23 protein-coding genes and 1 pseudogene are annotated in these 22,761 nt (G+C 70.3%); 12 read left to right on the top strand and 12 right to left on the bottom strand.

Going from position 1 to position 22,761, the window contains the following annotated elements:
- Position 1: 1 nt before the first annotated feature.
- Positions 2-1,165 (bottom strand): aminofutalosine synthase MqnE, encoded by a 1,164-nt coding sequence (gene mqnE / locus ACLHRZ_RS22270; RefSeq protein ID WP_490420261.1) that lies wholly within the window; start codon positions 1,163-1,165, stop codon positions 2-4.
- Positions 1,166-1,238: 73 nt separating this feature from the next.
- The gene (locus ACLHRZ_RS22265) at positions 1,239-1,694 is read right to left on the bottom strand and encodes an Lrp/AsnC family transcriptional regulator (protein WP_490420260.1); all 456 of its coding nucleotides are present in this window, start codon (positions 1,692-1,694) and stop codon (positions 1,239-1,241) included.
- Positions 1,695-1,826: 132 nt separating this feature from the next.
- On the opposite strand from ACLHRZ_RS22265, the gene ACLHRZ_RS22260 reads away from it, so the two are divergent.
- A complete protein-coding gene (locus tag ACLHRZ_RS22260) occupies positions 1,827-1,964 on the top strand; it encodes a hypothetical protein (protein WP_490420418.1) in 138 nt (45 codons plus the stop codon).
- Here the strand turns inward: ACLHRZ_RS22260 and ACLHRZ_RS22255 are convergent.
- From ACLHRZ_RS22255 to ACLHRZ_RS22245, 3 genes are all read right to left on the bottom strand, one after another.
- A complete protein-coding gene (locus ACLHRZ_RS22255; RefSeq protein WP_490420259.1) occupies positions 1,961-2,656 on the bottom strand; it encodes a UbiX family flavin prenyltransferase in 696 nt (231 codons plus the stop codon). The genes ACLHRZ_RS22260 and ACLHRZ_RS22255 overlap by 4 nt on opposite strands.
- A gap of 55 nt (positions 2,657-2,711) precedes the next feature.
- On the bottom strand, positions 2,712-3,614 hold the full coding sequence (mqnP, locus tag ACLHRZ_RS22250) for a menaquinone biosynthesis prenyltransferase MqnP (protein WP_490420258.1): 903 nt from the start codon (positions 3,612-3,614) through the stop codon (positions 2,712-2,714).
- Between the two features lie 79 nt (positions 3,615-3,693).
- Positions 3,694-5,145: a menaquinone biosynthesis decarboxylase gene (locus ACLHRZ_RS22245; RefSeq protein ID WP_490420257.1), complete on the bottom strand. Its 1,452-nt coding sequence runs from the start codon at positions 5,143-5,145 to the stop codon at positions 3,694-3,696.
- Positions 5,146-5,233: 88 nt separating this feature from the next.
- On the opposite strand from ACLHRZ_RS22245, the gene ACLHRZ_RS22240 reads away from it, so the two are divergent.
- On the top strand, positions 5,234-5,509 hold the full coding sequence (locus tag ACLHRZ_RS22240) for a PLDc N-terminal domain-containing protein (protein ID WP_490420407.1): 276 nt from the start codon (positions 5,234-5,236) through the stop codon (positions 5,507-5,509).
- Between the two features lie 6 nt (positions 5,510-5,515).
- Here the strand turns inward: ACLHRZ_RS22240 and ACLHRZ_RS22235 are convergent.
- From ACLHRZ_RS22235 to ACLHRZ_RS22220, 4 genes and pseudogenes are all read right to left on the bottom strand, one after another.
- Positions 5,516-5,902, bottom strand: a pseudogene (locus ACLHRZ_RS22235) (VOC family protein).
- A 25-nt stretch (positions 5,903-5,927) separates the two neighbouring features.
- Positions 5,928-6,671: an SDR family NAD(P)-dependent oxidoreductase gene (locus ACLHRZ_RS22230; protein ID WP_490420256.1), complete on the bottom strand. Its 744-nt coding sequence runs from the start codon at positions 6,669-6,671 to the stop codon at positions 5,928-5,930.
- 59 nt (positions 6,672-6,730) lie between these two features.
- The gene (locus tag ACLHRZ_RS22225) at positions 6,731-7,066 is read right to left on the bottom strand and encodes a YnfA family protein (RefSeq protein WP_490420255.1); all 336 of its coding nucleotides are present in this window, start codon (positions 7,064-7,066) and stop codon (positions 6,731-6,733) included.
- 110 nt (positions 7,067-7,176) lie between these two features.
- Positions 7,177-7,785: a hypothetical protein gene (locus ACLHRZ_RS22220; protein ID WP_490420254.1), complete on the bottom strand. Its 609-nt coding sequence runs from the start codon at positions 7,783-7,785 to the stop codon at positions 7,177-7,179.
- Positions 7,786-7,912: 127 nt separating this feature from the next.
- On the opposite strand from ACLHRZ_RS22220, the gene hemL reads away from it, so the two are divergent.
- The 8 genes from hemL to ACLHRZ_RS22180 all read left to right on the top strand — a co-directional run bounded on the left by hemL (position 7,913) and on the right by ACLHRZ_RS22180 (position 16,185).
- On the top strand, positions 7,913-9,244 hold the full coding sequence (gene hemL / locus ACLHRZ_RS22215) for a glutamate-1-semialdehyde 2,1-aminomutase (RefSeq protein WP_490420253.1): 1,332 nt from the start codon (positions 7,913-7,915) through the stop codon (positions 9,242-9,244).
- Between the two features lie 29 nt (positions 9,245-9,273).
- A complete protein-coding gene (locus tag ACLHRZ_RS22210; RefSeq protein ID WP_490420406.1) occupies positions 9,274-9,921 on the top strand; it encodes a histidine phosphatase family protein in 648 nt (215 codons plus the stop codon).
- A gap of 136 nt (positions 9,922-10,057) precedes the next feature.
- Positions 10,058-11,251, top strand: a complete 1,194-nt coding sequence (locus ACLHRZ_RS22205) for a polysaccharide deacetylase family protein (protein ID WP_490420252.1) — start codon at positions 10,058-10,060, stop codon at positions 11,249-11,251.
- A 56-nt stretch (positions 11,252-11,307) separates the two neighbouring features.
- A complete protein-coding gene (locus tag ACLHRZ_RS22200) occupies positions 11,308-11,934 on the top strand; it encodes a TlpA family protein disulfide reductase (RefSeq protein ID WP_490420251.1) in 627 nt (208 codons plus the stop codon).
- A gap of 13 nt (positions 11,935-11,947) precedes the next feature.
- On the top strand, positions 11,948-12,721 hold the full coding sequence (locus ACLHRZ_RS22195) for a cytochrome c biogenesis CcdA family protein (protein WP_490420405.1): 774 nt from the start codon (positions 11,948-11,950) through the stop codon (positions 12,719-12,721).
- Positions 12,722-12,744: 23 nt separating this feature from the next.
- Complete coding sequence (resB, locus tag ACLHRZ_RS22190) at positions 12,745-14,526, top strand: cytochrome c biogenesis protein ResB (RefSeq protein WP_490420250.1); 1,782 nt, start codon at positions 12,745-12,747, stop codon at positions 14,524-14,526.
- Positions 14,523-15,611: a c-type cytochrome biogenesis protein CcsB gene (ccsB, locus tag ACLHRZ_RS22185; RefSeq protein ID WP_490420249.1), complete on the top strand. Its 1,089-nt coding sequence runs from the start codon at positions 14,523-14,525 to the stop codon at positions 15,609-15,611. The genes resB and ccsB overlap by 4 nt, the downstream gene beginning before the upstream one ends.
- Before the next feature lie 46 nt (positions 15,612-15,657).
- Positions 15,658-16,185 (top strand): SRPBCC domain-containing protein, encoded by a 528-nt coding sequence (locus tag ACLHRZ_RS22180; RefSeq protein WP_490420248.1) that lies wholly within the window; start codon positions 15,658-15,660, stop codon positions 16,183-16,185.
- A gap of 9 nt (positions 16,186-16,194) precedes the next feature.
- Here ACLHRZ_RS22180 and ACLHRZ_RS22175 read toward each other — a convergent pair whose 3' ends face one another.
- Positions 16,195-17,628, bottom strand: coding sequence for an alkaline phosphatase family protein (locus ACLHRZ_RS22175; RefSeq protein ID WP_490420247.1), 1,434 nt, complete (start codon positions 17,626-17,628; stop codon positions 16,195-16,197).
- Between the two features lie 161 nt (positions 17,629-17,789).
- On the bottom strand, positions 17,790-18,983 hold the full coding sequence (locus ACLHRZ_RS22170) for an RtcB family protein (protein ID WP_490420246.1): 1,194 nt from the start codon (positions 18,981-18,983) through the stop codon (positions 17,790-17,792).
- A gap of 161 nt (positions 18,984-19,144) precedes the next feature.
- On the opposite strand from ACLHRZ_RS22170, the gene ACLHRZ_RS22165 reads away from it, so the two are divergent.
- The gene (locus tag ACLHRZ_RS22165; RefSeq protein WP_490420245.1) at positions 19,145-20,002 is read left to right on the top strand and encodes a hypothetical protein; all 858 of its coding nucleotides are present in this window, start codon (positions 19,145-19,147) and stop codon (positions 20,000-20,002) included.
- A gap of 127 nt (positions 20,003-20,129) precedes the next feature.
- Positions 20,130-20,849 (top strand): hypothetical protein, encoded by a 720-nt coding sequence (locus tag ACLHRZ_RS22160; protein ID WP_490420244.1) that lies wholly within the window; start codon positions 20,130-20,132, stop codon positions 20,847-20,849.
- Between the two features lie 58 nt (positions 20,850-20,907).
- On the opposite strand, the gene lysS is transcribed toward ACLHRZ_RS22160, so the two are convergent.
- Positions 20,908-22,644, bottom strand: coding sequence for a lysine--tRNA ligase (gene lysS / locus ACLHRZ_RS22155; protein ID WP_490420243.1), 1,737 nt, complete (start codon positions 22,642-22,644; stop codon positions 20,908-20,910).
- Between the last annotated feature and the right edge of the window lie 117 nt (positions 22,645-22,761).

Raw genomic sequence — 22,761 nt, 5'->3', positions numbered from 1 at the left:
CTCAGACCCGCATCGGCTGCGGCGACTCGCGGCGCTCCGCGTCCGGACCGGGGTACTCGCGGATGATCTCGTAGCGCGTGTTGCGCTCGACGGGGCGGAAGCCGGCGTCGCGGATCAGGTCCAGCAGGTCGTCCCGGGTCAGCTTGTTGGGCGTGCCGTAGTTGTCCGCGTCGTGCGTGATCTTGTACTCGACGACCGAGCCGTCCATGTCGTCCGCGCCGTGCTGCAGCGCGAGCTGGGCGGTCTGCACGCCGTGCATGACCCAGAAGACCTTGACGTGCGGCACGTTGTCGAAGAGCAGCCGGGAGACGGCGAAGGTCTTCAGCGCCTCGGCACCGGTGGCCATGGTGGTCCGGGCCTGGAGCCGGTTGCGGATCTTGCCGTCCTTCATGTCCACGAAGTCGTGCTGGTAGCGCAGCGGGATGAAGACCTGGAACCCGCCGGTCTCGTCCTGCAGTTCACGCAGCCGCAGCACGTGGTCCACGCGGTGGCGGGGCTCCTCGATGTGCCCGTAGAGCATCGTGCTCGGGGTCTTCAGACCCTTCTCGTGCGCGAGGCGGTGGATGCGCGACCAGTCCTCCCAGTGGGTCTCGTGGTCGACGATGTGCTGCCGGACCTCCCAGTCGAAGATCTCGGCGCCGCCGCCGGTCAGCGACTCCAGCCCGGCGTCGATCAGTTCGTCGAGGATCTCGGAGGCGGACAGCCCGGAGATCTTCTCGAAGTGGTGGATCTCGGTGGCCGTGAAGGCCTTCAGGGAGACCGCCGGCAGGGCCTCCTTGAGCGCCTTCAGCGAGCGGGGGTAGTAGCGCCACGGCAGCGTCGGGTGCAGGCCGTTGACGATGTGCAGCTCGGTGAGGTTCTCGTTCTCCATGGCCTTGGCGAGGCGGACGGCCTCTTCGATGCGCATGGTGTACGCGTCCTTCTCGCCCGGCTTGCGCTGGAACGAGCAGTACGCGCACGACGCGGTGCACACGTTGGTCATGTTGAGGTGCCGGTTGACGTTGAAGTGGACGACGTCACCGTTCTTGCGCGTGCGCACCTCGTGGGCGAGACCGCCCAGCCAGGCCAGGTCGTCGGACGCGTAGAGGGCGATGCCGTCCTCGCGGGTCAGCCGCTCCCCCGCACGGACCTTCTCCTCCAGCTCGCGCTTGAGTCCCACGTCCACGGTGCGTCCGCCTCTCCGATGTCTTTCCGGGTCACTTCCGATGCGCAACCCCGTCGAGACTACTCCCCCGTTTTCAGACCTCTTCGGGCAGCTCGCCCACCCGGTTCTCCCACTTGGTGGAGAGCACGATGGTGGTGCGGGTACGGGCGACGCCCTTGGTGCCGGACAGCCGCCGGATAGTGCGCTCCAGGCCGTCGACGTCCCCGACGCGGACCTTGAGCATGTACGAGTCGTCGCCCGCGATGAACCAGCAGTCCTCGATCTCCTCCAGGTCGCGCAGCCGGCGCGCCACGTCCTCGTGGTCCGCGGCGTCCGAGAGCTGGATGCCGATGAGGGCCGTGACCCCGAGACCGAGCTGCGCTGCGTTGACGGTCGCGCGGTAGCCCGTGATGACGCCCGCCGCCTCCAGGCGGTTGATCCGGTCCGTGACGCTCGGCCCGGAGAGACCGACCAGCCGGCCCAGCTCCGCGTACGAGGCCCGGCCGTTCTCCCGCAGGGCCTGGATGAGCTGCCTGTCCACCGCGTCCATAGCCTGGCACCTTTCAATAATCAGCGAACTTGCCGTCTTGCGTGTAGAATCTAAGGCGTACAGGGCTTAAGACCCTGTAAATCTTTCATCAGCTCAGAGAATCAGCGTCGATCCTTCAGGAGTGAAGTTCCCGTGTACTCGATCGAGATGGCCTACGCCCGTATGCGCGAGCTGCAGGACCTGGCCAACCGCTCGCGTGCCCACAAGCCCGCAACGACCGAGCGCCGCACCGGGTCGAGGTTCCGCCCCCTGCGCGCCAGGAAGGGCTAACCCTCCCCGAGGGTTCGTGAGCCACCGAGCTCTCCCTTCCACCTGCGGTACAGCCGGTGCGGCACCCCTGCCGCGTCCAGCACCCGCCCGGCGACGAAATCCACCAGATCCTGGATGTGCGTCGCCCCCGCATAGAACGCCGGAGAGGCGGGCAGCACCACAGCGCCCGCCTCGTCCAGGGCCACCAGCTGCTTGAGCGTCTGACCGCTCAGCGGCGTCTCCCGCACCGCGACGATCAACGGCCGACGCTCCTTCAGAGTCACGCTCGCGGTGCGCTGCAGCAGATCCTTCGACAGTCCCAGCGCCACTCCGGCCACACAGGCCGTGCTCGCCGGGACGATCAGCATCCCCTTCACCGGGTACGAGCCCGACGACGGCCCGGCGGCCAGATCACCGGCCGCCCAGTGGCGCACGTCCGACAGGTCGGCGTCGAAGCCGCACGGCTTGCCGTCGGCCCCCCGCGCGAGCCACTCGCGCAGATCGTCCTGCCAGTGGGCATCCCGGAACCCGATCCCGGTCTCGTCCAGCAACGTCAGCCGCGAGGCCCGGCTGACCACCAGGTCCACGGCCTCCCCGGCCTCCAGCAGCCCGCGCAGCACGGCCGCCGCGTACGGCGTGCCGGACGCGCCGGACACGCCGACCACCCAGGGCCGGCGTTCCTGACGTTGCGTTGTGTGTTCGTACGGCTCCACGCGACGAGCCTAACCGTCCGGCCGCGGGGCCACGGCCGGTGCAGGTCCGGACCGGCTACCAGCCCAGGCCGCGGGCGACCAGGTCCAGCAGGGCGAAGCAGAACAGGCTGATCCCGACGAAGCCGTTCACCGTGAAGAACGCCCTGTTCAGCCGCGACAGGTCGTGCGGCCGCACGATCGTGTGCTCGTAGCCGAACGCCGCCGCGACCACCACCAGGCCGGTCCACCAGAGGATGCCCGCATGGATGGCCACGCCGTACCAGATCAGCAGCGCCGTGGTGAGGACGTGGCAGACCCGTGCACCGTGCAGCGCGGCCGGGATGCCGAAGCGGGCCGGGGTGGACTTCACCCCGTGCGCGCGGTCCGCGGCCACGTCCTGGCACGCGAAGATCAGGTCGAAGCCGCCGATCCAGACACCCACCGCGAGCCCGAGGATCATCGCCTCCCAGGACCACGACCCCGTCACCGCCAGCCAGGCGCCGACCGGGCCCATCGCCTGCGCGAGACCGAGGATGGCGTGCGGGAAGTCGGTGAACCGCTTGCCGTACGGATAGACCACCATCGGGATCACGGCGATCGGCGCCAGCGCCAGGCACAGCGGGTTCAGCAGTCCGGCCGCGCCGATGAAGAACACCACGGCGACCAGCGCACCCGTCCACGCCGACCGCACCGACACCGCACCGGTGACCAGCTCGCGGTTCGCGGTGCGCGGGTTACGGGCGTCGATCTCGCGGTCGATGATGCGGTTGCACGCCATGGCGAAGGTGCGCAGGCCGACCATCGCGACGGTGACGAGGAAGAGCTTCCACCAGTCGACCGTGCCGCTCTTCTGGAACATCGCCGTCAGCGCGGCGATGTACGCGAAGGGCAGCGCGAAGACCGAGTGCTCGATCATCACGAGCCTGAGAAAGGCCTTGGTACGCCCCGGCCGGGGCACTGCGGCAGCGGGGGCGGTCACAGCCCGCACTCCGGTTCACCTCCGCGAAGGCGGAGAAACTCCGTCTTCGCACTGCCGGCCACCATTGTGGACTCGCGGCTCACAAGCCGTACTCCTTCCAGCGCTTGGTCACCCGAACGGCGACATCAGGGTCCGACTGCACCATCTCCGGCCAGCCGCCGTCCCGCGTGTAGCCCTCCTCGGGCCACTTCGCGGTCGCGTCGATGCCCGCCTTGCCGCCCCAGAACTGCTGGTACGAGGCGTGGTCGAGGTGGTCGACCGGGCCCTCGACGACGGTGAGGTCACGCGCGTAGTCGGTGTTGCCCAGCGCCCGCCAGGACACCTCGTGCAGGTCGTGGACGTCGCAGTCGGCGTCGACCACGATGATCAGCTTGGTCAGCGACATCATGTGCGCACCCCAGACGGCGTGCATCACCTTCTGCGCGTGCTTGGGGTACTTCTTGTCGATCGAGACGATCGCGCAGTTGTGGAAGCCGCCCGACTCCGGCAGGTGGTAGTCCACGATGTCCGGCACGATGACCTTCAGCAGCGGCAGGAAGAACCGCTCGGTGGCCCGCCCCAGCGGGCCGTCCTCCGTCGGCGGCCGGCCGACCACGATCGACTGCAGCAGCGGACGCTTCCGCATCGTCACGCAGTCGATGGTCAGCGCGGGGAAGTCCTCCTGCGGCGTGTAGAAGCCGGTGTGGTCGCCGAACGGGCCCTCGGGCAGCATCTTCCCGGGCTCCAGCCAGCCCTCCAGGACGACCTCGGCGTTGGCCGGGACCTGCAGCGGAACGGTCTTGCAGTCGACCATCTCGATCCGCTTGCCCTGGATGAACCCGGCGAACAGGTACTCGTCGATGTCGCCGGGCAGCGGCGCGGTGGACGCGTACGTCACCGCGGGCGGGCAGCCGAAGGCGATGGCGACCGGCAGCCGCTCTCCGCGCCGGGCCGCCACCTGGTAGTGGTTGCGGCTGTCCTTGTGGATCTGCCAGTGCATCCCGATGGTGCGCTTGTCGTGCCGCTGCAGGCGGTACAGACCCAGGTTGCGGACGCCCGACTCGGGGTCCTTGGTGTGCGTGAGGCCGAGGTTGAAGAAGGAGCCGCCGTCCTCGGGCCAGGTGAACAGCGCGGGCAGCCGGTCGAGGTCGACGTCGTCGCCGGTGAGGACGACCTCCTGGACGGGCGCCTCCTTCACCTTCCGCGGCGGGACGTGCGCCATCGCACCGAGCTTGCCGAATGCCTCGCGGACACCGGTGAAGCCGTGCGGCAGCTCGGGCTTGAGCAGACCGCCGATCTTCTCGGAGATCTCGTCGTAGGACGCGAGGCCGAGCGCCTTGAGCAGCCGCCGGTCGGTACCGAAGACGTTCATCGCGAGCGGCATGGCCGAGCCCTTGACGTTCTCGAAGAGCAGGGCGGGCCCGCCGGCCTTGTTCACCCTGTCGACGATCTCCCCGACTTCCAGGTACGGATCGACTTCGGCCTTGATGCGCTTGAGGTCACCGTCGCGCTCCAGCGCCCTGAGGAACGAGCGCAGATCGTCGTAAGCCATGCGTTCCAGTATCGAGCACGCACTACCCTGGACCCGTCACTGGGGCCGCCGCGCGGCCCCGCAGCACCGCACTCCGGGGGCCGCCGCCATGCTCAGGTATCTGCCGTTCCTGCTGATCCTGGCACTGTGGATCTACGCCTTCATAGACTGCCTGAACACCCCGGAGAACGAGGTGCGGGGCCTGCCGAAGATCGCCTGGGTGTTCGTGATCCTGCTCTTCGGCGAGGTCCTGGTGGGCCCGGTGGCCTGGCTGGCCGCGGGCCGCCCGCGCCGCGCACCGGCGCGGGCCGCGGAGCGGCGGCAGTGGGTGGCACCGGACGACAACCCGGATTTCCTGCGGTCCTTGGACAAGGACAAGGACTGAGCGCCCCTAGCCCCGGCGGTCCTGCGGATACCAGCGAAGCTCCACCGTGTTGCCGTCCGGGTCCCGGACATAGAGCGACTCCGCCCGGCCCCGCGCACCGAAGTTGTTGCTGGGCCCCCGGACGACGTCGAACGTCCCCGCATCGATCACCGCCTGTCAGTCCAGCGGCTCGACGACCAGGCACAGATGGTCCACGTTGGACTCCCCGCGCGGCCCCTCCACCAGATCGATGATCACCGTCGGAGACACCCGCACCGACGGGAACGGCACCTGCCCCGCGCGCCACTCCTCCACCCGCACCGGCTCCAGCCCGAGCGGGCCGCAGTAGAAGGCCAGGGACCGCTCGGCGTCCGAGACGTTGAGGACGAGGTGGTCGAAGTCGATGACACGCATGGCAGGACAGCTCCTCGGTCGTGCGTCAGCCCTCGCGGTGCACCTTGGAGTTCGACGCCTGGGCACGGGGGCGGACGACGAGCAGGTCGATGTTCACGTGGGACGGGCGGGTGATCGCCCAAGTGATCGTCTCCGCAACGTCCTCGGCCGTCAACGGTTCGGCGACCCCCGCGTAGACCGCGGCCGCCTTCTCCTCGTCCCCGCGGTAGCGGGTCAGGGCGAACTCGCCGGTCCTCACCATCCCGGGCGCGATCTCGACGACCCGCACCGGCTCCCCGCACAGCTCCAGCCGCAGCGTCTCGGCGATCACATGGGCCCCGTGCTTCGCGGCGACGTACCCGCCCCCGCCCTCGTAGGTGGCGAGCCCCGCCGTCGAGGAGACGACGAGCACGGTCCCGTCGCCGCTCTTCCGCAGCGCGGGCAGCAGCGCCTGCGTCATGTTCAGCACGCCGAGCACGTTGGTCTCGTACATCGTGCGCCAGTCGGCCGGGTCGGCGTCGGCCACGCGGTCCGCGCCGAGCGCCCCGCCCGCGTTGTTGACCAGCACGTCGACCCGGTCCAGGGAGGCCGCGAAGGCGTCGACCGCGGCCCGGTCGGTCACGTCCAGCACCTGCGCCACCGCGTCCGGCAGTTCCTCCGCCAGGGCCCGGATCCGGTCCTCGCGGCGCGCCGTGAGGACGACCCGGTATCCGGCGGCGGCCAGCTGCCGCGCGGTGGCGGCGCCGATGCCGCTGCTGGCGCCGGTGATGACGGCGGTACGGGTGCTCACAACGGGCCTCCTGGGGACGGCGGGACGCATACGCGCGTGATCGCTCGCAGGATAAGCCGTCAGCGTCCCCTCGGCGCGTACATGATCACGGCGACGCCCGCCAGGCAGACCAGGGCGCCGATCACGTCGTAGCGGTCGGGCCGGTATCCGTCGGCGACCATGCCCCAGGCCAGCGAACCGGCGACGAACACGCCGCCGTACGCGGCGAGGATCCGCCCGAAGTGGGCGTCGGGCTGGAGGGTGGCGACGAATCCGTACGCGCCGAGGGCGACGATCCCGGCCCCGATCCACGCCCATCCGCGGTGCTCGCGCGCCCCTTGCCAGACGAGCCACGCACCGCCGATCTCCAGGAGGGCGGCGAGGACGAAGAGGGCGATGGAACGGAGGGCGAGCATGCCCGCCAGGCTAACCAGCAGCGCGCCCCGTCAGGGGCGCCGGGCTCTGCCGAATGATGCGGCTCCGCCGCGTGGGCGCGACCAGCCACAGCCGACCCGCGGACGAACGACTACGGCCAGACAAGACAGTACGGCTGATGCCCCGCCTCGTGCAGCCGGTGCGAGAAGTCCTGCCACTCGTGCAGCAGCTTGTAGACGGTGAAGGCGTCACGCGGACCGCCCCGGTCGGGGACGGTGGACCAGATGAAGGCGGCGGCGCCGACCGCCTCCTCGCCGATGCCGCGCAGCGGGTCGACGACGGTCATGGGGAGCTTGACCACCGCGTAGTCGGGGTGGAGGACGACCAGTTCGAGCGGGGGAACCTTGTGCAGGGGTATGCCCTCGATGCCGGTGAGGACCATGGCGGCCACCGTCTCCGGCTTGATCCTGGTGAACATGCCGCCCATGCCCAGCTCGTCACCGCCGAGTTCCTCGGGACGCATGGAGATGGGGACGCGGGCAGCTGTCGCACCGTTGGGGGCCCCGAAGTACTTGTAGGTCACCCCCACCCGGCCACTCCTGCTTTCCGTGCTCTCCGTGCCTGCCGTGCCCCCGGGGGTGCGCTCCGGGCCCCGCTCCTCGTGATCGCCGGCACGCCGGTGCCGCCCCCTGCGGGTCTGCTCGGCGCGCTCGGGCCCCAGGTCATCGGTGCCCTCGCCCAGTCCGCCACCGCGATGCATATCTCCACCCGACCGCTGTTTCAGCCAGCACAGCCCCCGCCGCGCAACCCGATCATCGTCTCAGAGACCTCCCCCGTGAACGACGTGCGAAACGCCCGGACGCAAGCCCTCGTGCCGCTCTGAGACCATGGCTGGTGTGAGCTACCCGCACCCATACCAAGCCCCAGTCTCGCAGACGCTCTTCGACCGCGCGGCGGCCGTCACGCCCGGTGGCGTGAACTCTCCCGTGCGCGCGTTCCGCGCCGTGGGCGGTACGCCCCGGTTCATGGTGTCCGGCAGCGGCCCGTACCTGACCGACGCGGACGGCCGGGAATATGTGGACCTCGTGTGCTCGTGGGGACCGATGATTCTCGGCCATTCCCACCCCGAGGTGCTCTCGGCCGTGCAGCAGGCCGTCTCCCGCGGCACCTCCTTCGGCACGCCCGGCGAGGGCGAGGTGGCGCTGGCAGAGGAGATCACCGCCCGGATCGCGCCCGTCGAGCAGGTGCGCCTGGTGTCCTCCGGCACCGAGGCGACCATGTCGGCGATCCGGCTGGCGCGCGGCTTCACCGGCCGCGCCAAGGTGATCAAGTTCGCCGGCTGCTACCACGGCCACGTGGACGCCCTGCTGGCCGCGGCCGGCTCCGGCCTGGCCACCTTCGCGCTGCCCGACACGCCGGGCGTCACCGGCGCCCAGGCCGGGGACACCATCGTGCTCCCCTACAACGACCTGGATGCGGTGCGCGCGGCCTTCCGTGCGCACCCGGGCGAGATCGCCTGCGTGATCACCGAGGCGTCGCCGGGCAACATGGGCGTGGTCCCGCCGCTGCCCGGCTTCAACGCGGGCCTGAAGGCGGCCTGCGCGGAGAACGGCGCGCTGTTCATCTCCGACGAGGTGATGACCGGCTTCCGCGTCTCGAAGGCGGGCTGGTACGGGATCGACGGGGTCGCACCGGACCTGATGACCTTCGGCAAGGTCATGGGCGGCGGCTTCCCGGCGGCGGCCTTCGGCGGCCGCGCGGACGTCATGGCCCATCTGGCACCGGCGGGCCCGGTCTACCAGGCGGGCACGCTCTCCGGGAACCCGGTCGCCACGGCCGCGGGCCTGGCGCAGCTGCGGCTGCTGGACGACGCCGCGTACGAGAAGGTCGACGCGGTCTCGGCGGAGATCAGCGGCCTGGTCACCGAGGCACTCACCAAGGCGGGCGTGGCGCACCGGCTGCAGACCGCGGGGAACATGTTCTCGGTCTTCTTCACCGAGGCCGAGGTGACGAACTACGCAGGGGCCCGGGAGCAGGAGTCCTTCCGCTTCACCGCCTTCTTCCACGCGATGCTGGCGAACGGCGTATACCTGCCGCCGTCGGCCTTCGAGTCCTGGTTCGTCTCGACGGCGCACGACGGTGCGGCGGTCGAGCGGATCGCGGCGGCGCTGCCGGTCGCCGCCCGGGCCGCGGCCGAGGCGACGGAGGAGGCGAAGTGAGCAACGACGACATCACCGTCGTGCACCTGATGCGGCACGGCGAGGTCCACAACCCCGAGGGCGTGCTCTACGGGCGCCGGGCCGGCTATCACCTGTCCGAGCTGGGCCGGCAGATGGCCGACCGGGTCGCGGAGCACCTGGCCGACCGGGACGTCACGCACGTGGTGGCCTCCCCGCTGGAGCGCGCCCAGGAGACGGCCACGCCGATCGCCAAGGCGCACGGCCTCGGCCTGGCCACGGACGAGCGGCTGATCGAGGCGGCGAACGTCTTCGAGGGCAAGACCTTCGGCGTGGGCGACGGCGCGCTGCGCAAGCCCGCCAACTGGCGGCACCTGACGAACCCGTTCCGGCCGTCCTGGGGCGAGCCGTACGTCGAGCAGGTGGTGCGGATGATGGCCGCGCTGGACCGGGCTCGCGACGCGGCCCGCGGCCACGAGGCGGTGTGCGTGAGCCACCAGCTGCCGATCTGGATCGTGCGCAGCTTCGTGGAGAAGCGGCGGCTGTGGCACGACCCGCGCAAGCGGCAGTGCACCCTGGCGAGCCTGACGACCTTCACCTACCGCGGCGACAAGATCGTTTCGGTGGGCTACAGCGAGCCGGCCCGCGATCTGGTGCCCGCTCATCTCCTGGCCGGCGCCAAGCCGGTGAAGGGCGGGGCCAAGGCCTTCGGCGCCTGAGCCGTTCTCACCTTTTCCCGGCAGACGCCGGACGGGCTGCAATAGCAGACTGTCCGGCGTTTGCCGTATTCCGACGCGCCCTCTCACCCGAAGTCGTCTTGTATGGGCGACACAGGGAGCAATGAGGGAGAGCGACATGGGCGGGATCAGCCGGCGGGATCTCCTCGGATGGGGAGCGGTCGCGGCCGCGGCACCGGTGGTCGCCGGATGTGCGGCGGGCATGTCCGACGGCCCCGCCGCGAAACCGAGCACACGCGCGAAGCCCCGGCGGATCGGCGACGGCTCCGCGGCCGTCGTCGCCGAACAGCCCAATCAGCCGCCGCCGCCCGGACAGCTGGAGCCGGGCGAGAAACCGCCGCAGTTCGTCGTCTTCTCCTGGGACGGCGCCGGAGAAGTGGGCAACGGCCTCTTCCCGCGCTTCCGGGAACTCGCCCGGAATCACGGCGCCCGGATGACCTTCTTCCTCTCCGGGATCTACTGCCTGCCCGAGGACAGGCGGCGCGCCTATCGCCCGCCGAACAATCCGCGCGGCGCCTCCGACATCGGCTATCTCTCCGACGAGCACGTCAAGGAGACCCTGCGCAACATCCGTGCGGCCTGGCTGGAGGGCCACGAGATCGGCACCCACTTCAACGGCCACTTCTGCTCCGGCCACGGCTCGGTCGCCCACTGGGAACCCGAGGACTGGGAATGGGAGATCGAACAGGCGGTCTCCTTCGTCACCGAATGGCGTACCCACACCGGATTCACCGACGTCGAACCGCTGCCCTTCGACTACCGCGAGGAACTCGTCGGCGGCCGCACCCCCTGCCTGCTCAATCAGGAGAGCCTGCTGCCGGTCGCCAAAAAGCTCGGCTGGCGCTACGACGCGAGCAACCCTGGCGGCGAACAGATCTGGCCGAGGAAACGACACGGCATCTGGGACCTGCCACTGCAGCAGATCCCCTTCCCGGGTCACTCCTTCGAAGTGCTTTCCATGGACTACAACATCCTCGCCAACCAGTCGAAGAACGCCCTGCACGGCCGCACCGACCACTATCCGCACTGGCGGCAGCAGGCCACCGATTCCTTCATCTCCGGTTTCGAGCGGGCGTACGAAACGAATCGCGCGCCGTATTTCATCGGCAACCACTTCGAGGACTGGAACGGCGGCATCTACATGGACGCCGTGGAAGAGGCGCTCAAACACATCGCCGACGAACGGCACAAGGACGTGCGGCTCGTCTCCTTCCGGCAGTTCGTCGACTGGCTCGACGTCCAGGACCCGAAGGTCATGAAGCACCTGCGCACACTGGAGGTCGGCGAGAAGTGGAGTGCCGCAGGCCGCTGAAGAGCGGGTGAGGGGGGCGCGGAAGATCCTCGAATCGCCCATGCGAAACTTTTCACATGAGTGCCTGCCGCGCCCTTCGACGCCACCCTTCCCGCCGTCGTACCACCCTGCTGGCCGCCGGCTCCGCCCTCGCCGCCCTCGTGCTCACCGCCTGCGGGTCGGGCGGCCCCAAGAGCGGCGGACAGACGCAGTTCGTGCAGGGCTCGGGCGGCGTGGAACTGGCCAAGGACAAGGACGGCAGGCAGGACGCCCCGGACCTGTCCGGCAAGACCCTCGACGGCAAGGACCTCGACGTCGCCAAGGACCCGGAGTTCAAGGGCAAGATCGTCGTCCTCAACGTCTGGGGCTCGTGGTGCGCGCCCTGCCGGGCCGAGGCCAAGAACCTCGTGAAGGTCGCGAACGACTACAAGGACAAGGGCGTGCAGTTCGTCGGGCTCGACACCCGCGACCCCGACCCCGCCAACGCGATCGCCTTCGAGAAGGAGTTCCAGGTCCCGTACCCGAGCCTGCACGACTCCTCCGGCAAGCTGCTGCTGCGCTTCCCCAAGGGCAGCCTCAACCCGCAGGCCATCCCCTCCACGATCTTCATCGACCGCGACGGGAAGATCGCCGCCCGCGCGCTCAAGGCCCTCGGCGAGGACGAGCTGCGCGAGACCCTCGACCCGCTGATCGCGGAGAAGTGACGCCGTGACCCCCGTGGCCTCTGCGATCACCCTTGCCGCCTCCGACGGGTACAACCACACCGTCCTGTCCGGCGCCCTGCTGCTGGCCCTGCCGGTCGCGGTGCTCGGCGGCCTCATCTCCTTCTTCTCCCCGTGCGTGCTGCCGCTCGTACCGGGCTACCTCTCCTACGTCACCGGCGTCAGCGGCACCGACCTCGCCGAGGCCCGGCGCGGCCGGATGGTCGCCGGGGCCTCGCTCTTCGTCCTCGGCTTCACGGCCGTCTTCGTCTCCTCCGGCGCCGCCTTCGGCTACTTCGGGCAGACGCTGCAGGAGTACAAGGGCACGATCAGCAAGGTGCTCGGCGCACTGACCATCGTGCTGGGCCTCGCCTTCATGGGCGTCCTCAACCGCTTCGGACAGCGCGAGTTCCGCTTCCATACCAAGCCCACGATGGGCCTCGCCGGCGCACCCCTGCTGGGCGTGCTCTTCGGCGTCGGCTGGACACCGTGCATCGGCCCGACGCTCGCCGCCGTGCTCTCCCTCTCCCAGAACCAGGCCAGCGCCGGACGGGGGGCCCTGCTCACCGTCGCGTACTGCGCCGGACTCGGCGTGCCCTTCGTGCTCGCCGCCGTGGCCTTCCGCCGCGCACTCGGCACCTTCGGCTGGGTCAAACGGCACTACGCCTGGGTCATGCGGCTGGGCGGCGGGATGCTCGTCGCCGTCGGCGTGCTCCTCGTGACAGGGGTGTGGGACAGCATGGTCCAGGAGCTGCAGACGTGGACCGCGAACTTCACCCCGGGAATCTGACAATGGCCAGGAGCGACAGCACCATGGATGCCACGGGCACCGAGAGCCCCGCCGCGGACTCCGCCGGCACCGAGGCGGACGAGACCGCCGCACGCGCCGCCCTGTCCACGGCTCCGGCCGAGGACACCGCCGACGCCGCCGGAGGCACCGGCACCGCCGTGCCCGGCTCCTTCGGCGGCGTCCGCAAACCCGGCGCGCTCGGCGCCCTGGCCTGGACCGCCCGCGAGGGCCTCGGCTGGGCGCGCTGGTTCTGGCGGCAGCTCACCTCCATGCGGGTCGCCCTGATCCTGCTCTTCCTGCTCTCCCTCGCCACCATCCCCGGCTCCCTCGTCCCGCAGAGCAGCGTCGACGAGGTCAAGGCCCAGGCGTGGAAGGACAGCCACAAGACGCTGACGCCGGTCTACGAGAAGCTCCAGCTCTTCCACGTCTACAGCTCGGTGTGGTTCTCCGCGATCTACATCCTGCTGTTCATCTCGCTCATCGGCTGCATCGTCCCGCGCACCTGGCAGTTCGTCGGCCAGCTCCGCGGCCGCCCCCCGGCCGCCCCCCGCCTGCTCACCCGCATGCCCGCGCACGCCACCTGGCACACCGACGCCGCACCCGAGCAGGTGCTGGCCGCGGCCGAGAAGGTGCTGCGCCGCCGCCGCTTCCGCGTCGAACGCTCCGGGACGGCGGTCGCCTCCGAGAAGGGCTACCTGCGCGAGGCCGGCAACCTCCTCTTCCACATCTCGCTCATCGTCCTGCTGCTCGCCTTCGCCACCGGACAGCTGTGGAAGTCCGAGGGCGGCAAGCTCGTCGTCGAGGGCGACGGCTTCGCCAACACCCTCACCCAGTACGACGACTTCAAGTCCGGCTCGCTCTTCCGCGCCGACGACCTCGACCCCTTCAGCTTCACCCTCGACAGCTTCTCCGGAAGCTACGAGCGCACCGGCCCGCAGAAGGGCACCCCGCGCGACTACGCCGCCCACATCACGTACTCGGACGGCTCCGACGGCAGCACCCGCAAGGCCACCATCAAGGTCAACGACCCGCTCGAGACCGCCGGCTCCAAGGTCTACCTGATCGGCCACGGCTACGCGCCGATGGTCACCTTCCGCGACGGCCAGGGCAACATCGCCTTCAAGGGCGCCATGCCCGCGCTGCCCCTCGACAGCAACGTCACCGAGACCACCGTCGCCAAGGTCCCCGACATGAAGGATAAGGACGGCAACAAGGTCCAGGTCGGCTTCAAGGGCAACTTCGTCCCCACCATGGACCTGAAGACCGGCACGATGCTGTCCCAGTTCCCCGCCCTGGACAACCCGGGCCTGGTGCTCACCGCCTACAAGGGCAGCCTCGGCATCGACTCCGGCGTCCCGCAGAGCGTCTACCAGCTCGACGTGTCGAAGATGAAGCAGTACACGGAGAAGGACGGCTCGCCCTTCGCCAAGCTGCTCACGGTCGGCGACACCATGACGCTGCCCGACGGCGCCGGCACCCTGCACTTCGACGGCATCAAGCAGTGGGCCACCTTCCAGGTCTCCCAGAAGCCCGGCGACGAGTGGGCCCTCGCCGGCGCCGTCGCCGCGGTCGTCGGCCTGGCCGGCTCGCTGTTCATCCAGCGCCGCCGCGTCTGGGTCCGGGCCCTGCCCGGCGACGACGGCCGCACGGTCGTGGAACTCGCCGGCCTCGGCCGCAGCGAGTCCGCCAAGCTCCCCGAGGAGCTCGGGGACATCGCCGCCGCCCTGCAGCCCGACGCCCCGCCCGCGGCCGGCGCAACAGACTCCGCAGACCCCGCCGAACCGTCCGAAGGAGCGCGCGCGTGATCCTCGCCGCCGCGGCCAACGAGAACCTGGCCCACATCAGCAACTATCTGATCTATTCGGCCATGGCCGTCTACACCCTGGCCTTCCTCGCGCACATCACCGAGTGGGTCTTCGGCAGCCGCAGCGCCGTCGGCCGCACGGCAGCCGCCCTCACCGCCGAGGCGCGGCAGACCACCACGGTCGCCGTCACCACGCGCAGCGCCGAACAGGGCGGCGGCACCGCCGTCCTGGAGCGCCCCAAGGTCGTCACCCGCTCCGCCCCCGGCAGCCGGGACGTCCCCGACGGCCCCGGCGCCGCCGGCACCAGCGAGAAGGGCGACCTCTACGGCCGCATCGCCGTCTCGCTCACCGTCCTCGCCTGGCTCTTCCACGCGGGCGGCGTGCTCACCCGCGCCCTGTCCGTGCAGCGTGCCCCCTGGGGCAACATGTACGAGTTCTCGACCACCTTCGGCTCGGTCGCCGTCGCGGTCTACCTCGTGATGCTCCTCATGAAGAAGAACGTCCGCTGGCTCGGCCTGCCGCTGGTCACCTCGATCCTGCTCGATCTCGGCCTCGCCGTCTCCGTGCTCTACACCGACAGCGACCAGCTCGTGCCCGCCCTGCACTCGTACTGGCTGTGGATCCACGTCTCCTGTGCGATCTTCTGCGGTGCCGCGATGTGGGTCGCCTCGGTCTCGACGCTCTTCTACCTCTTCCGCGACAGCTACGAGGCCAAGCTCGCCGAGGGCCGCGAGGCCGGCGGCGCCTGGGGCAACATCATGTCCCGCCTGCCCTCGGCCGCGACGCTCGACAAGTTCGCCTACCGCATCAACGCCACGGTCTTCCCGCTGTGGACGTTCACGATCATCGCGGGCGCGATCTGGGCCGAGGCCGCCTGGGGCCGCTACTGGGGCTGGGACCCCAAGGAGGTCTGGGCCTTCATCACCTGGGTCGCCTACGCCTGCTACCTGCACGCCCGGGCCACCGCCGGCTGGAAGGGCCGCAAGGCCGCCTACCTCGCCCTGCTGGCCTTCGCCTGCTACCTGTTCAACTACTACGGGGTGAACATCTTCCTCGGCGGCAAGCACTCCTACGCCGGAGTCTGAGGGGCTCCGAAGGGCGCGACCCAGACCTGCATGGTAGGTCTGGACCATGGAGATCCCCTCCCCGTACGGCACGTCCGAGACGGAGGGCGACAGCCACACCCTGCGGTACGAACTGTCGCTCCCGTACCCCCTGGACCAGGTCTGGCAGGCCATCGCCACCCCCGAGGGCCTGCCCGCCTGGCTCGCCGCCGCCGAACCCTTCGAGCAGCGCGAAGGCGGCGCCATCACGCTGCGCTGGCTCAACACCGACACGGAGGGCACGGCCACGGTCGCCCCCGGCCACGTCACCGTCTGGGACCCGCCGCGGTGCGTCGAGTACACCGTCGCCGTCCACGGCCGCATCCGCTTCGACCTCGAACACGCCCCCGCCAGCGTCGGCGGCACCCTGCTGCACTTCACCAACGAGCGCACCGGCACCACCGACGACCGCCTCGACTGCCTCGCAGGCTGGCACCACCACTTCGAGTACCTGCTGCAGGCCCTGGCGGGCCACCCCGCCGACTGGTCCCGCTGGACCCTCAACCGCTGGCGGCAACTGCGCCAGGACTACGCACAGCGGGACCGGACCGACTGAGCGGGACCGTCACCTCCGGGGCCGGGTCCCCGGCTCCTGCCGCGGCTCGTGCTGGTCGGCCCCCGGCAGCTTCGGCTTCGGCAGGTGGGAGACCTCCCACTCCGCCTGCCGCAGCTGCTCCGCGGTGTCACCCGGAACGCCCGGCGCCTTCCCGGCCGGCGCCCCGAACCCGAACGCCGACGTCAGATCCCCGAACGCCCGCCGCCGCCAGGCGCTGATGTTCGGCTCCCGCACGCCCGTCACCCGCTCCAGGAACCGCAGCGTCGACGTGTGGTCGAAGGCCTCGCCCGCCGCCCAGCCGCCCACCGTCCACGGCGAGACGATCAGACACGGCACCCGGAACCCGCCGCCGATCGGCAGCCCCTTCACGTACTCGTCCCTCGTCCCCTTCGGCGGTACCGGCGGCGGCACATGGTCGAACAGCCCGTCGTTCTCGTCGTAGTTGAGGACGAAGACCGTCTTCCGCCACACCTCCGGATTGTCGGCGATGGCCTCGATCTTCTTCGCCACGAAGTCCGCACCCGCCGCCGGCATGTAGTCCGGGTGCTCGGACTGGTGCCCCGTCGGCAGGATCCACGAGACGGCCGGCAGCCGGTCGTTGCGGGCGTCCGCCTCGAACGTCCCCTCCGGCGTCTTGCGCACCCCGCGGTCGTACAGCGGGTTGCCCGGCTTGAGGTGCTTGAACTGCCGGAACTCCTCCAGCATGTTCGTGCCGTAGTTGTCCTCCTGCTGGTACACCCGCCAGCTGACCCCCGCCGCCTGCAGCCGCTCCGCGTAGGTGGTCCAGCGGTACGGCGACGGCGCGGTGTTGTCGACGACGGGCCCGCCCCGGGTCCCGCCCGGGTCGATCGTGCCCGTCATCCAGTACAGCCGGTTGGGCCAGGTCGGCCCGAAGACCGAACAGAAGTAGTTGTCGCAGACGGTGAACGTCTCCGCGAGAGCGAACTGGAACGGGATGTCCTCGCGCGTGTGGTACCCCATCACGTACGGGGCGTCCTTCCCGTCCGCGTCGGGTCTGCGGTGCGCCGGCAACCACCGGTCCATCCTCCCGCCGTTCCACGCCTCGTGCTGAACGCCCCACTCGTGGCTCGTGGACGGGATCGCCTGCGCGCTCGTCTTGCGCGTGTCGAGACGGAAGGGCAGCAGATAGCCCTTGGGGTTCTCCTTGTCGGGCTGGTGGAACACACTGCGCCCGTTCGGCAGCTTCAGCGCATGCGGGTCGGCGAAGCCGCGGACGCCCTTGAGGGTGCCGAAGTAGTGGTCGAACGAACGGTTTTCCTGCATCAGCAGAACCACGTGCTTCACGTCCGCGAGCGAACCGCCCGCAGCGGCCCCCGCCGCCACGGCCCGCTGCACACTGGGCGGCAGCAACGCCAACGCCGCCCCGCCGCCGGCCGCGCCCGCCGCCGTACCGAGCAGTCTGCGCCGTGTCAGATCAGGCATGAATGTCCCTCCCTGGAGTCGGGTGAAGCCACAGAGTGACCATTCCGACTCTCGGGGCGCGTATGCGTCGGGGGGAGGGGGGATGGAGTGAACGTTGTGTCAACCGACGGTAACGGGGCCGGTGTTGGCCGTCCGGGCGGCCTTCCGGCCGCCCGCGCCCGTCAACCCTTCACGCACACGACCTGCTTGAGCTTCGCCACGACCTCGACGAGGTCCCGCTGCTGCTCCATGACCTGCTCGATGGGCTTGTACGCGGCCGGGATCTCGTCGACCACGCCGCGGTCCTTGCGGCACTCGACGCCCCGCGTCTGATCCGCCAGGTCCTGCTCGGAGAACCGCTTCTTCGCGGCGTTGCGGCTCATCCGCCGGCCGGCGCCGTGCGAGGCGGAGTTGAACGACTCCTCGTTGCCCAGACCGCGCACGATGTACGAACCCGTGCCCATCGAGCCCGGGATGATGCCGTACTCGCCGCCGCCCGCGCGGATCGCACCCTTGCGGGTGACCAGCAGGTCGACGCCCTCGTAGGTCTCCTCGGCCACGTAGTTGTGGTGGCAGGAGATGACCGGCTCGAACGCCACCTTCGCCTTCGCGAACTCCTTGCGGACCACGTCCCGGAACAGGGCCATCATGATCTCGCGGTTGTGCCGCGCGTACTCCTGCGCCCAGAACAGGTCGTGCCGGTAGGCCTGCATCTCCGGGGTGTCCGCAAGGAACACGGCGAGGTCGCGGTCCACCAGGTTCTGGTTGTGCGACAGCTTCCGCGCCTGGCCTATGTGGTACTCGGCCAGCTCCTTGCCGATGTTGCGGGAGCCGGAGTGCAGCATCAGCCACACCGAGCCCTCGCCGTCGATGCAGACTTCGCAGAAGTGATTTCCGCCGCCGAGCGAACCCATCTGCTTCAGCGCCCGCCCCTGCCGGAACTTGACCGCCTCGGCCACCCCGTCGAACCGCCCCCAGAAGTCGTCCCACCCCGCCGTCGGCAGGCCGTGCAGGCGGCGCGGGTCGACCGGATCGTCGTGCATGGCGAAGCCGACCGGGATCGCCGCCTCGATCCGCGAGCGGAGGCGCGACAGGTCGCCCGGCAGGTCGTTCGCCGTGAGCGACGTCTTCACCGCGGACATGCCGCAGCCGATGTCCACACCGACCGCAGCCGGGCACACCGCTCCGCGCATGGCGATCACGGAGCCGACCGTCGCCCCCTTGCCGAAGTGGACGTCGGGCATGACGGCCAGGCCCTCGATCCACGGCAGGGTGGAGACGTTGCGCAGCTGCTGCATGGCGACCGGCTCCACCGTGGCGGGATCCGCCCACATGCGGATGGGCACCCGGGCGCCGGGCACCTCGGTGTAGGACATACCTTCCTCATTCCCCCGAAAAATGTCGATAAAGCAAAAAGCCGGACCAACCGCTCATCCGCGACAGCGAACCGGCGGGCGTGGCGGCCCGTGCTGTAGACATTGTTCCCGGCCGCCGCCGTGCGGGGGCAACCAGTTTTCGGCGAAGGGAGCCACGGACAGTGCAGCACAGGGCGTACGCACCGGCAGCCGCACTGGCCGCGGTCGTGCTCGCGGCCGGGCTCGCGGGATGCAGTTCGGGGTCCGGGGCCACGGGCGGGGCCGACGATGCCAGGCCGGGACGCGCGGGGGCCTCGGCACCCGCCGCGCAGCCGGGGAAGTACCACAGCCTCCCCGAGCCGTGCAGCTACGTCGGGCGGGACACGCTGCGCCGGATGCTGCCGGACGGCGCGACCGCGACCGACGACGACGATGCCGGCGCCGACAAGCTCTACAAGGGCCAGCCCACGATCACCTACGACACCGACCGCCGCGTCGGCTGCCGCTGGAAGGTGGAGTCGCCGGACGGCGCCCGGCACCTGTCGGTCGACTTCGAGCGCGTGGTGTCGTACCAGCCGGGCGTGAGCGACGAGGCCCGCGCCGAGCAGCTCTACGCGCGCCAGGCCACCGCCGCGCACATCCCGGCGGCCTCCGGCTCGCCCTCCCCGAGCGCCTCCGCGCCCTCCGCGCCCACAACGCCCTCGGCGAGTCCGAGCATCGGCAACGCACCCGGCCCGCAGCTGTCGGCCTCCCCCGCCGCGTCCCCCTCGGCCTCCGCCTCCCCCTCCGCGGACCCGGCCCTGGCGCCGCGGACGCTCGACGACCTCGGGGACGACGCGTTCATCGACGACCGGCTGGCCACGGCGGCCTCGGGCGTGCACCGTGACGTGACGGTCGTCTTCCGGTCGTCCAACGTGCTGGTGACGATCGCGTACGACCAGTGGTCGACGGACAAGCAGCACGTACCCTCCGCCCAGGACCTGCAGGGCAAGGCCCACGGCCTGGCCCGTGAGCTCGACGCGGGGCACTTCGGCAATTAGCGCACTCCGGCGCACCGCCCCGGCGAGTACCGCCCCGATCGGGCCTGTGCCGGGCGCGGGCCGCGTACCGTGCCGCGTAACGCGACAACTCCCACGCGACATCCCCCATCGAATGAGCGAAGGACCCATGCACCGACGTACAGCCCCGCGACTCGCCCGAATCCTCGCCTGCGCCGCAGTACCGGTGATGCTCGTCGCCACCGGCTGCTCGTCGGGCGGGGGCGGCGGCGAGAAGAAGGAATCGGGCAAGCCGTCCCAGTCGGCCACGCCCAACGCCACGCCGACGGTGAAGGCGGCGGCGTTCGCCAAGCTGCCGGAGGTCTGCAAGACCCTCGACGAGAAGGCCATCGACAACCTGGTGCCGAAGGCGGACAAGAAGGAGGGCAAGGCGCTGCCCTCCAGTGACGTCAACGACTCGGCGAGCTGCTTCTGGAGCGGCCTGAACTCCGAGGACGTCAAGAACCAGCAGTTCCGTTCGCTGACGGTCTCGCTGAAGCGATTCGCCTCGGACCCCACCCTCGGCACGGGCGAGAAGCGTGCCACGGACTTCGCCGCGAAGCAGGCGACGGCGGCGACGACCGCGGACGGCGCCAAGGACGCGAAGTCGGAGAAGACGTCCGGCATCGGCGACGAGGCCACCACGGTCTCGTCGCAGACGAAGAAGGACGACAACGACTTCCAGAACGAGACGGTGGTGGCCCGCACGGCCAACGTCGTCATCACCGTGAAGTACAGCGGCGCGGGCTACGAGGGCGCGAAGACGCCCGACGCCGGCGACATGACGAAGAACGCCCAGGACGCGGCCAAGCAGGTCGTGACGGCGGTGGGCAACGCCAACAAGAAGTAGCGAACGAACGAAGAGGGCCGCTCCCGGATTCCGGGAGCGGCCCTCTTCGTCGTCGTGCCTACGCGGCGAGCAGCTTGCGCACGCGGTCGGCGCCCACGGCGAGCAGCAGCGTGGGCAGGCGCGGGCCGGTGTCCCGGCTCACCAGCAGGTGGTAGAGCAGGGCGAAGAAGGACCGCTGGGCGACCTTGAGCTCGGGGGTGGGCTTGGCGTCCGGCTCCAGGCCGGCCTGGACCTTGGGCACGCCGTAGACGAGCGTGGTGAGCCCGTCGAGCGACCAGTGGTCGTCGAGCCCGTCGAGCAGCAGGCGCAGGGATTCGCGCGCCTGGCCGTCGAGGGAGGCGAGGAGCTCGGTGTCGGGCTCCTCGCGGACGATGGTGCGGGACTCGGCCGGGACCTGGGTGTTGATCCAGTGCTCGGCGCGGTCGAGCCGGGGGCGGACCTCGTCGAGGCCGGTGACCGGGTTCTCGGGGTCGAGGTCGCTGAGGATGCGCAGCGTCTGCTCGTCGTGGCCGGCGGTGATGTCGGCGACGGAGGCGAGCGTGCGGTACGGGAGCGGGCGCGGGGTGCGCGGCAGCTCGCCGGCCGCGGTGCGAACGGCGCGGCTGTGGGCGGCGGCGTCGGCGGGGAGCACGGTGCCGTCGGCGACCTTGCTCTCCAGCTTGTCCCACTCGTCGTAGAGGCGCTGGATCTCCTGGTCGAAGGCGATCTTGAAGGACTGGTTGGGCTTGCGGCGGGCGTAGAGCCAGCGCAGCAGCGGCGCCTCCATGATCTTCAGCGCGTCGCCGGGGGTGGGGACGCCGCCCTTGGAGGAGGACATCTTGGCCATGCCGCTGATGCCGACGAAGGCGTACATCGGGCCGATGGGCTGTTCGCCGCCGAAGACCTTGCGGACGATCTGGCCGCCGACGACGAAGGAGGAGCCGGGCGAGGAGTGGTCGACGCCGGAGGGCTCGAAGACGACGCCCTCGTAGGCCCAGCGCATGGGCCAGTCGACCTTCCAGACCAGCTTGCCGCGGTTGAACTCGCTGAGCAGGACGGTCTCGGAGTGACCGCACACGCAGGTGTAGGCGAGCTCGGTGGTCCCGTCGTCGTAGGCGGTGACGGTGGTGAGGTCGCGCTCGCAGGCGGCGCAGTAGGGCTTGTACGGGAAGTAGCCCGCGGTGCCCGCGCTGCCGTCGTCCTCGGCGGCGGCGCCGGAGCCCTCGGCGGCCTCCAGCTCGGCCTCGTCGACGGGCTTCTGCTGCTGCTTCTTCGGCTTGCCGGTCGCCTTGTCCTTCGTCCGGTACTGGTCGAGGATCGCGTCGATGTCGCCGCGGTGCTTCATCGCGTGCAGGATCTGCTCGCGGTAGACACCGGAGGTGTACTGCTCGGTCTGGCTGATCGGGTCGTACTCGATGCCGAGCTCGGCGAGCGAGGCGACCATGGCGGCCTTGAAGTGCTCGGCCCAGTTGGGGTACTCGGAGCCGGCCGGGGCGGGCACGGAGGTGAGCGGCTTGCCGATGTGGGCGGCCCAGGACTCGTCGATGCCGGGGACGCCGGCCGGGACCTTGCGGTAGCGGTCGTAGTCGTCCCAGGAGATCAGGTGACGGACCTGGTGGCCGCGGCGGCGGATCTCGTCGGCGACCAGGTGCGGGGTCATGACCTCGCGCAGGTTGCCCAGGTGGATCGGGCCGGAGGGCGACAGTCCCGAGGCGACGGTGATCGGTTTGCCGGGTGCGCGGCGCTCCGCTTCGGCGATGACCTCGTCGGCGAATCGGGAGACCCAGTCGGCCTCGTTGCTCTGAGCCTGAGCCACGGCACTTCCTTCCTGACGGTCCTGGCATGACCATTGTCCCAGACGGCGGCACGGGTTCCGGGGTTGCCCGGGGCGGCCGGGAATTCCCGGAGTGCCGTGGTAGGCGCATGGGATACT

Source organism: Streptomyces sp. AM25, assembly GCF_058146165.1.
This window is presented reverse-complemented; position numbering and strand designations above follow the sequence as displayed.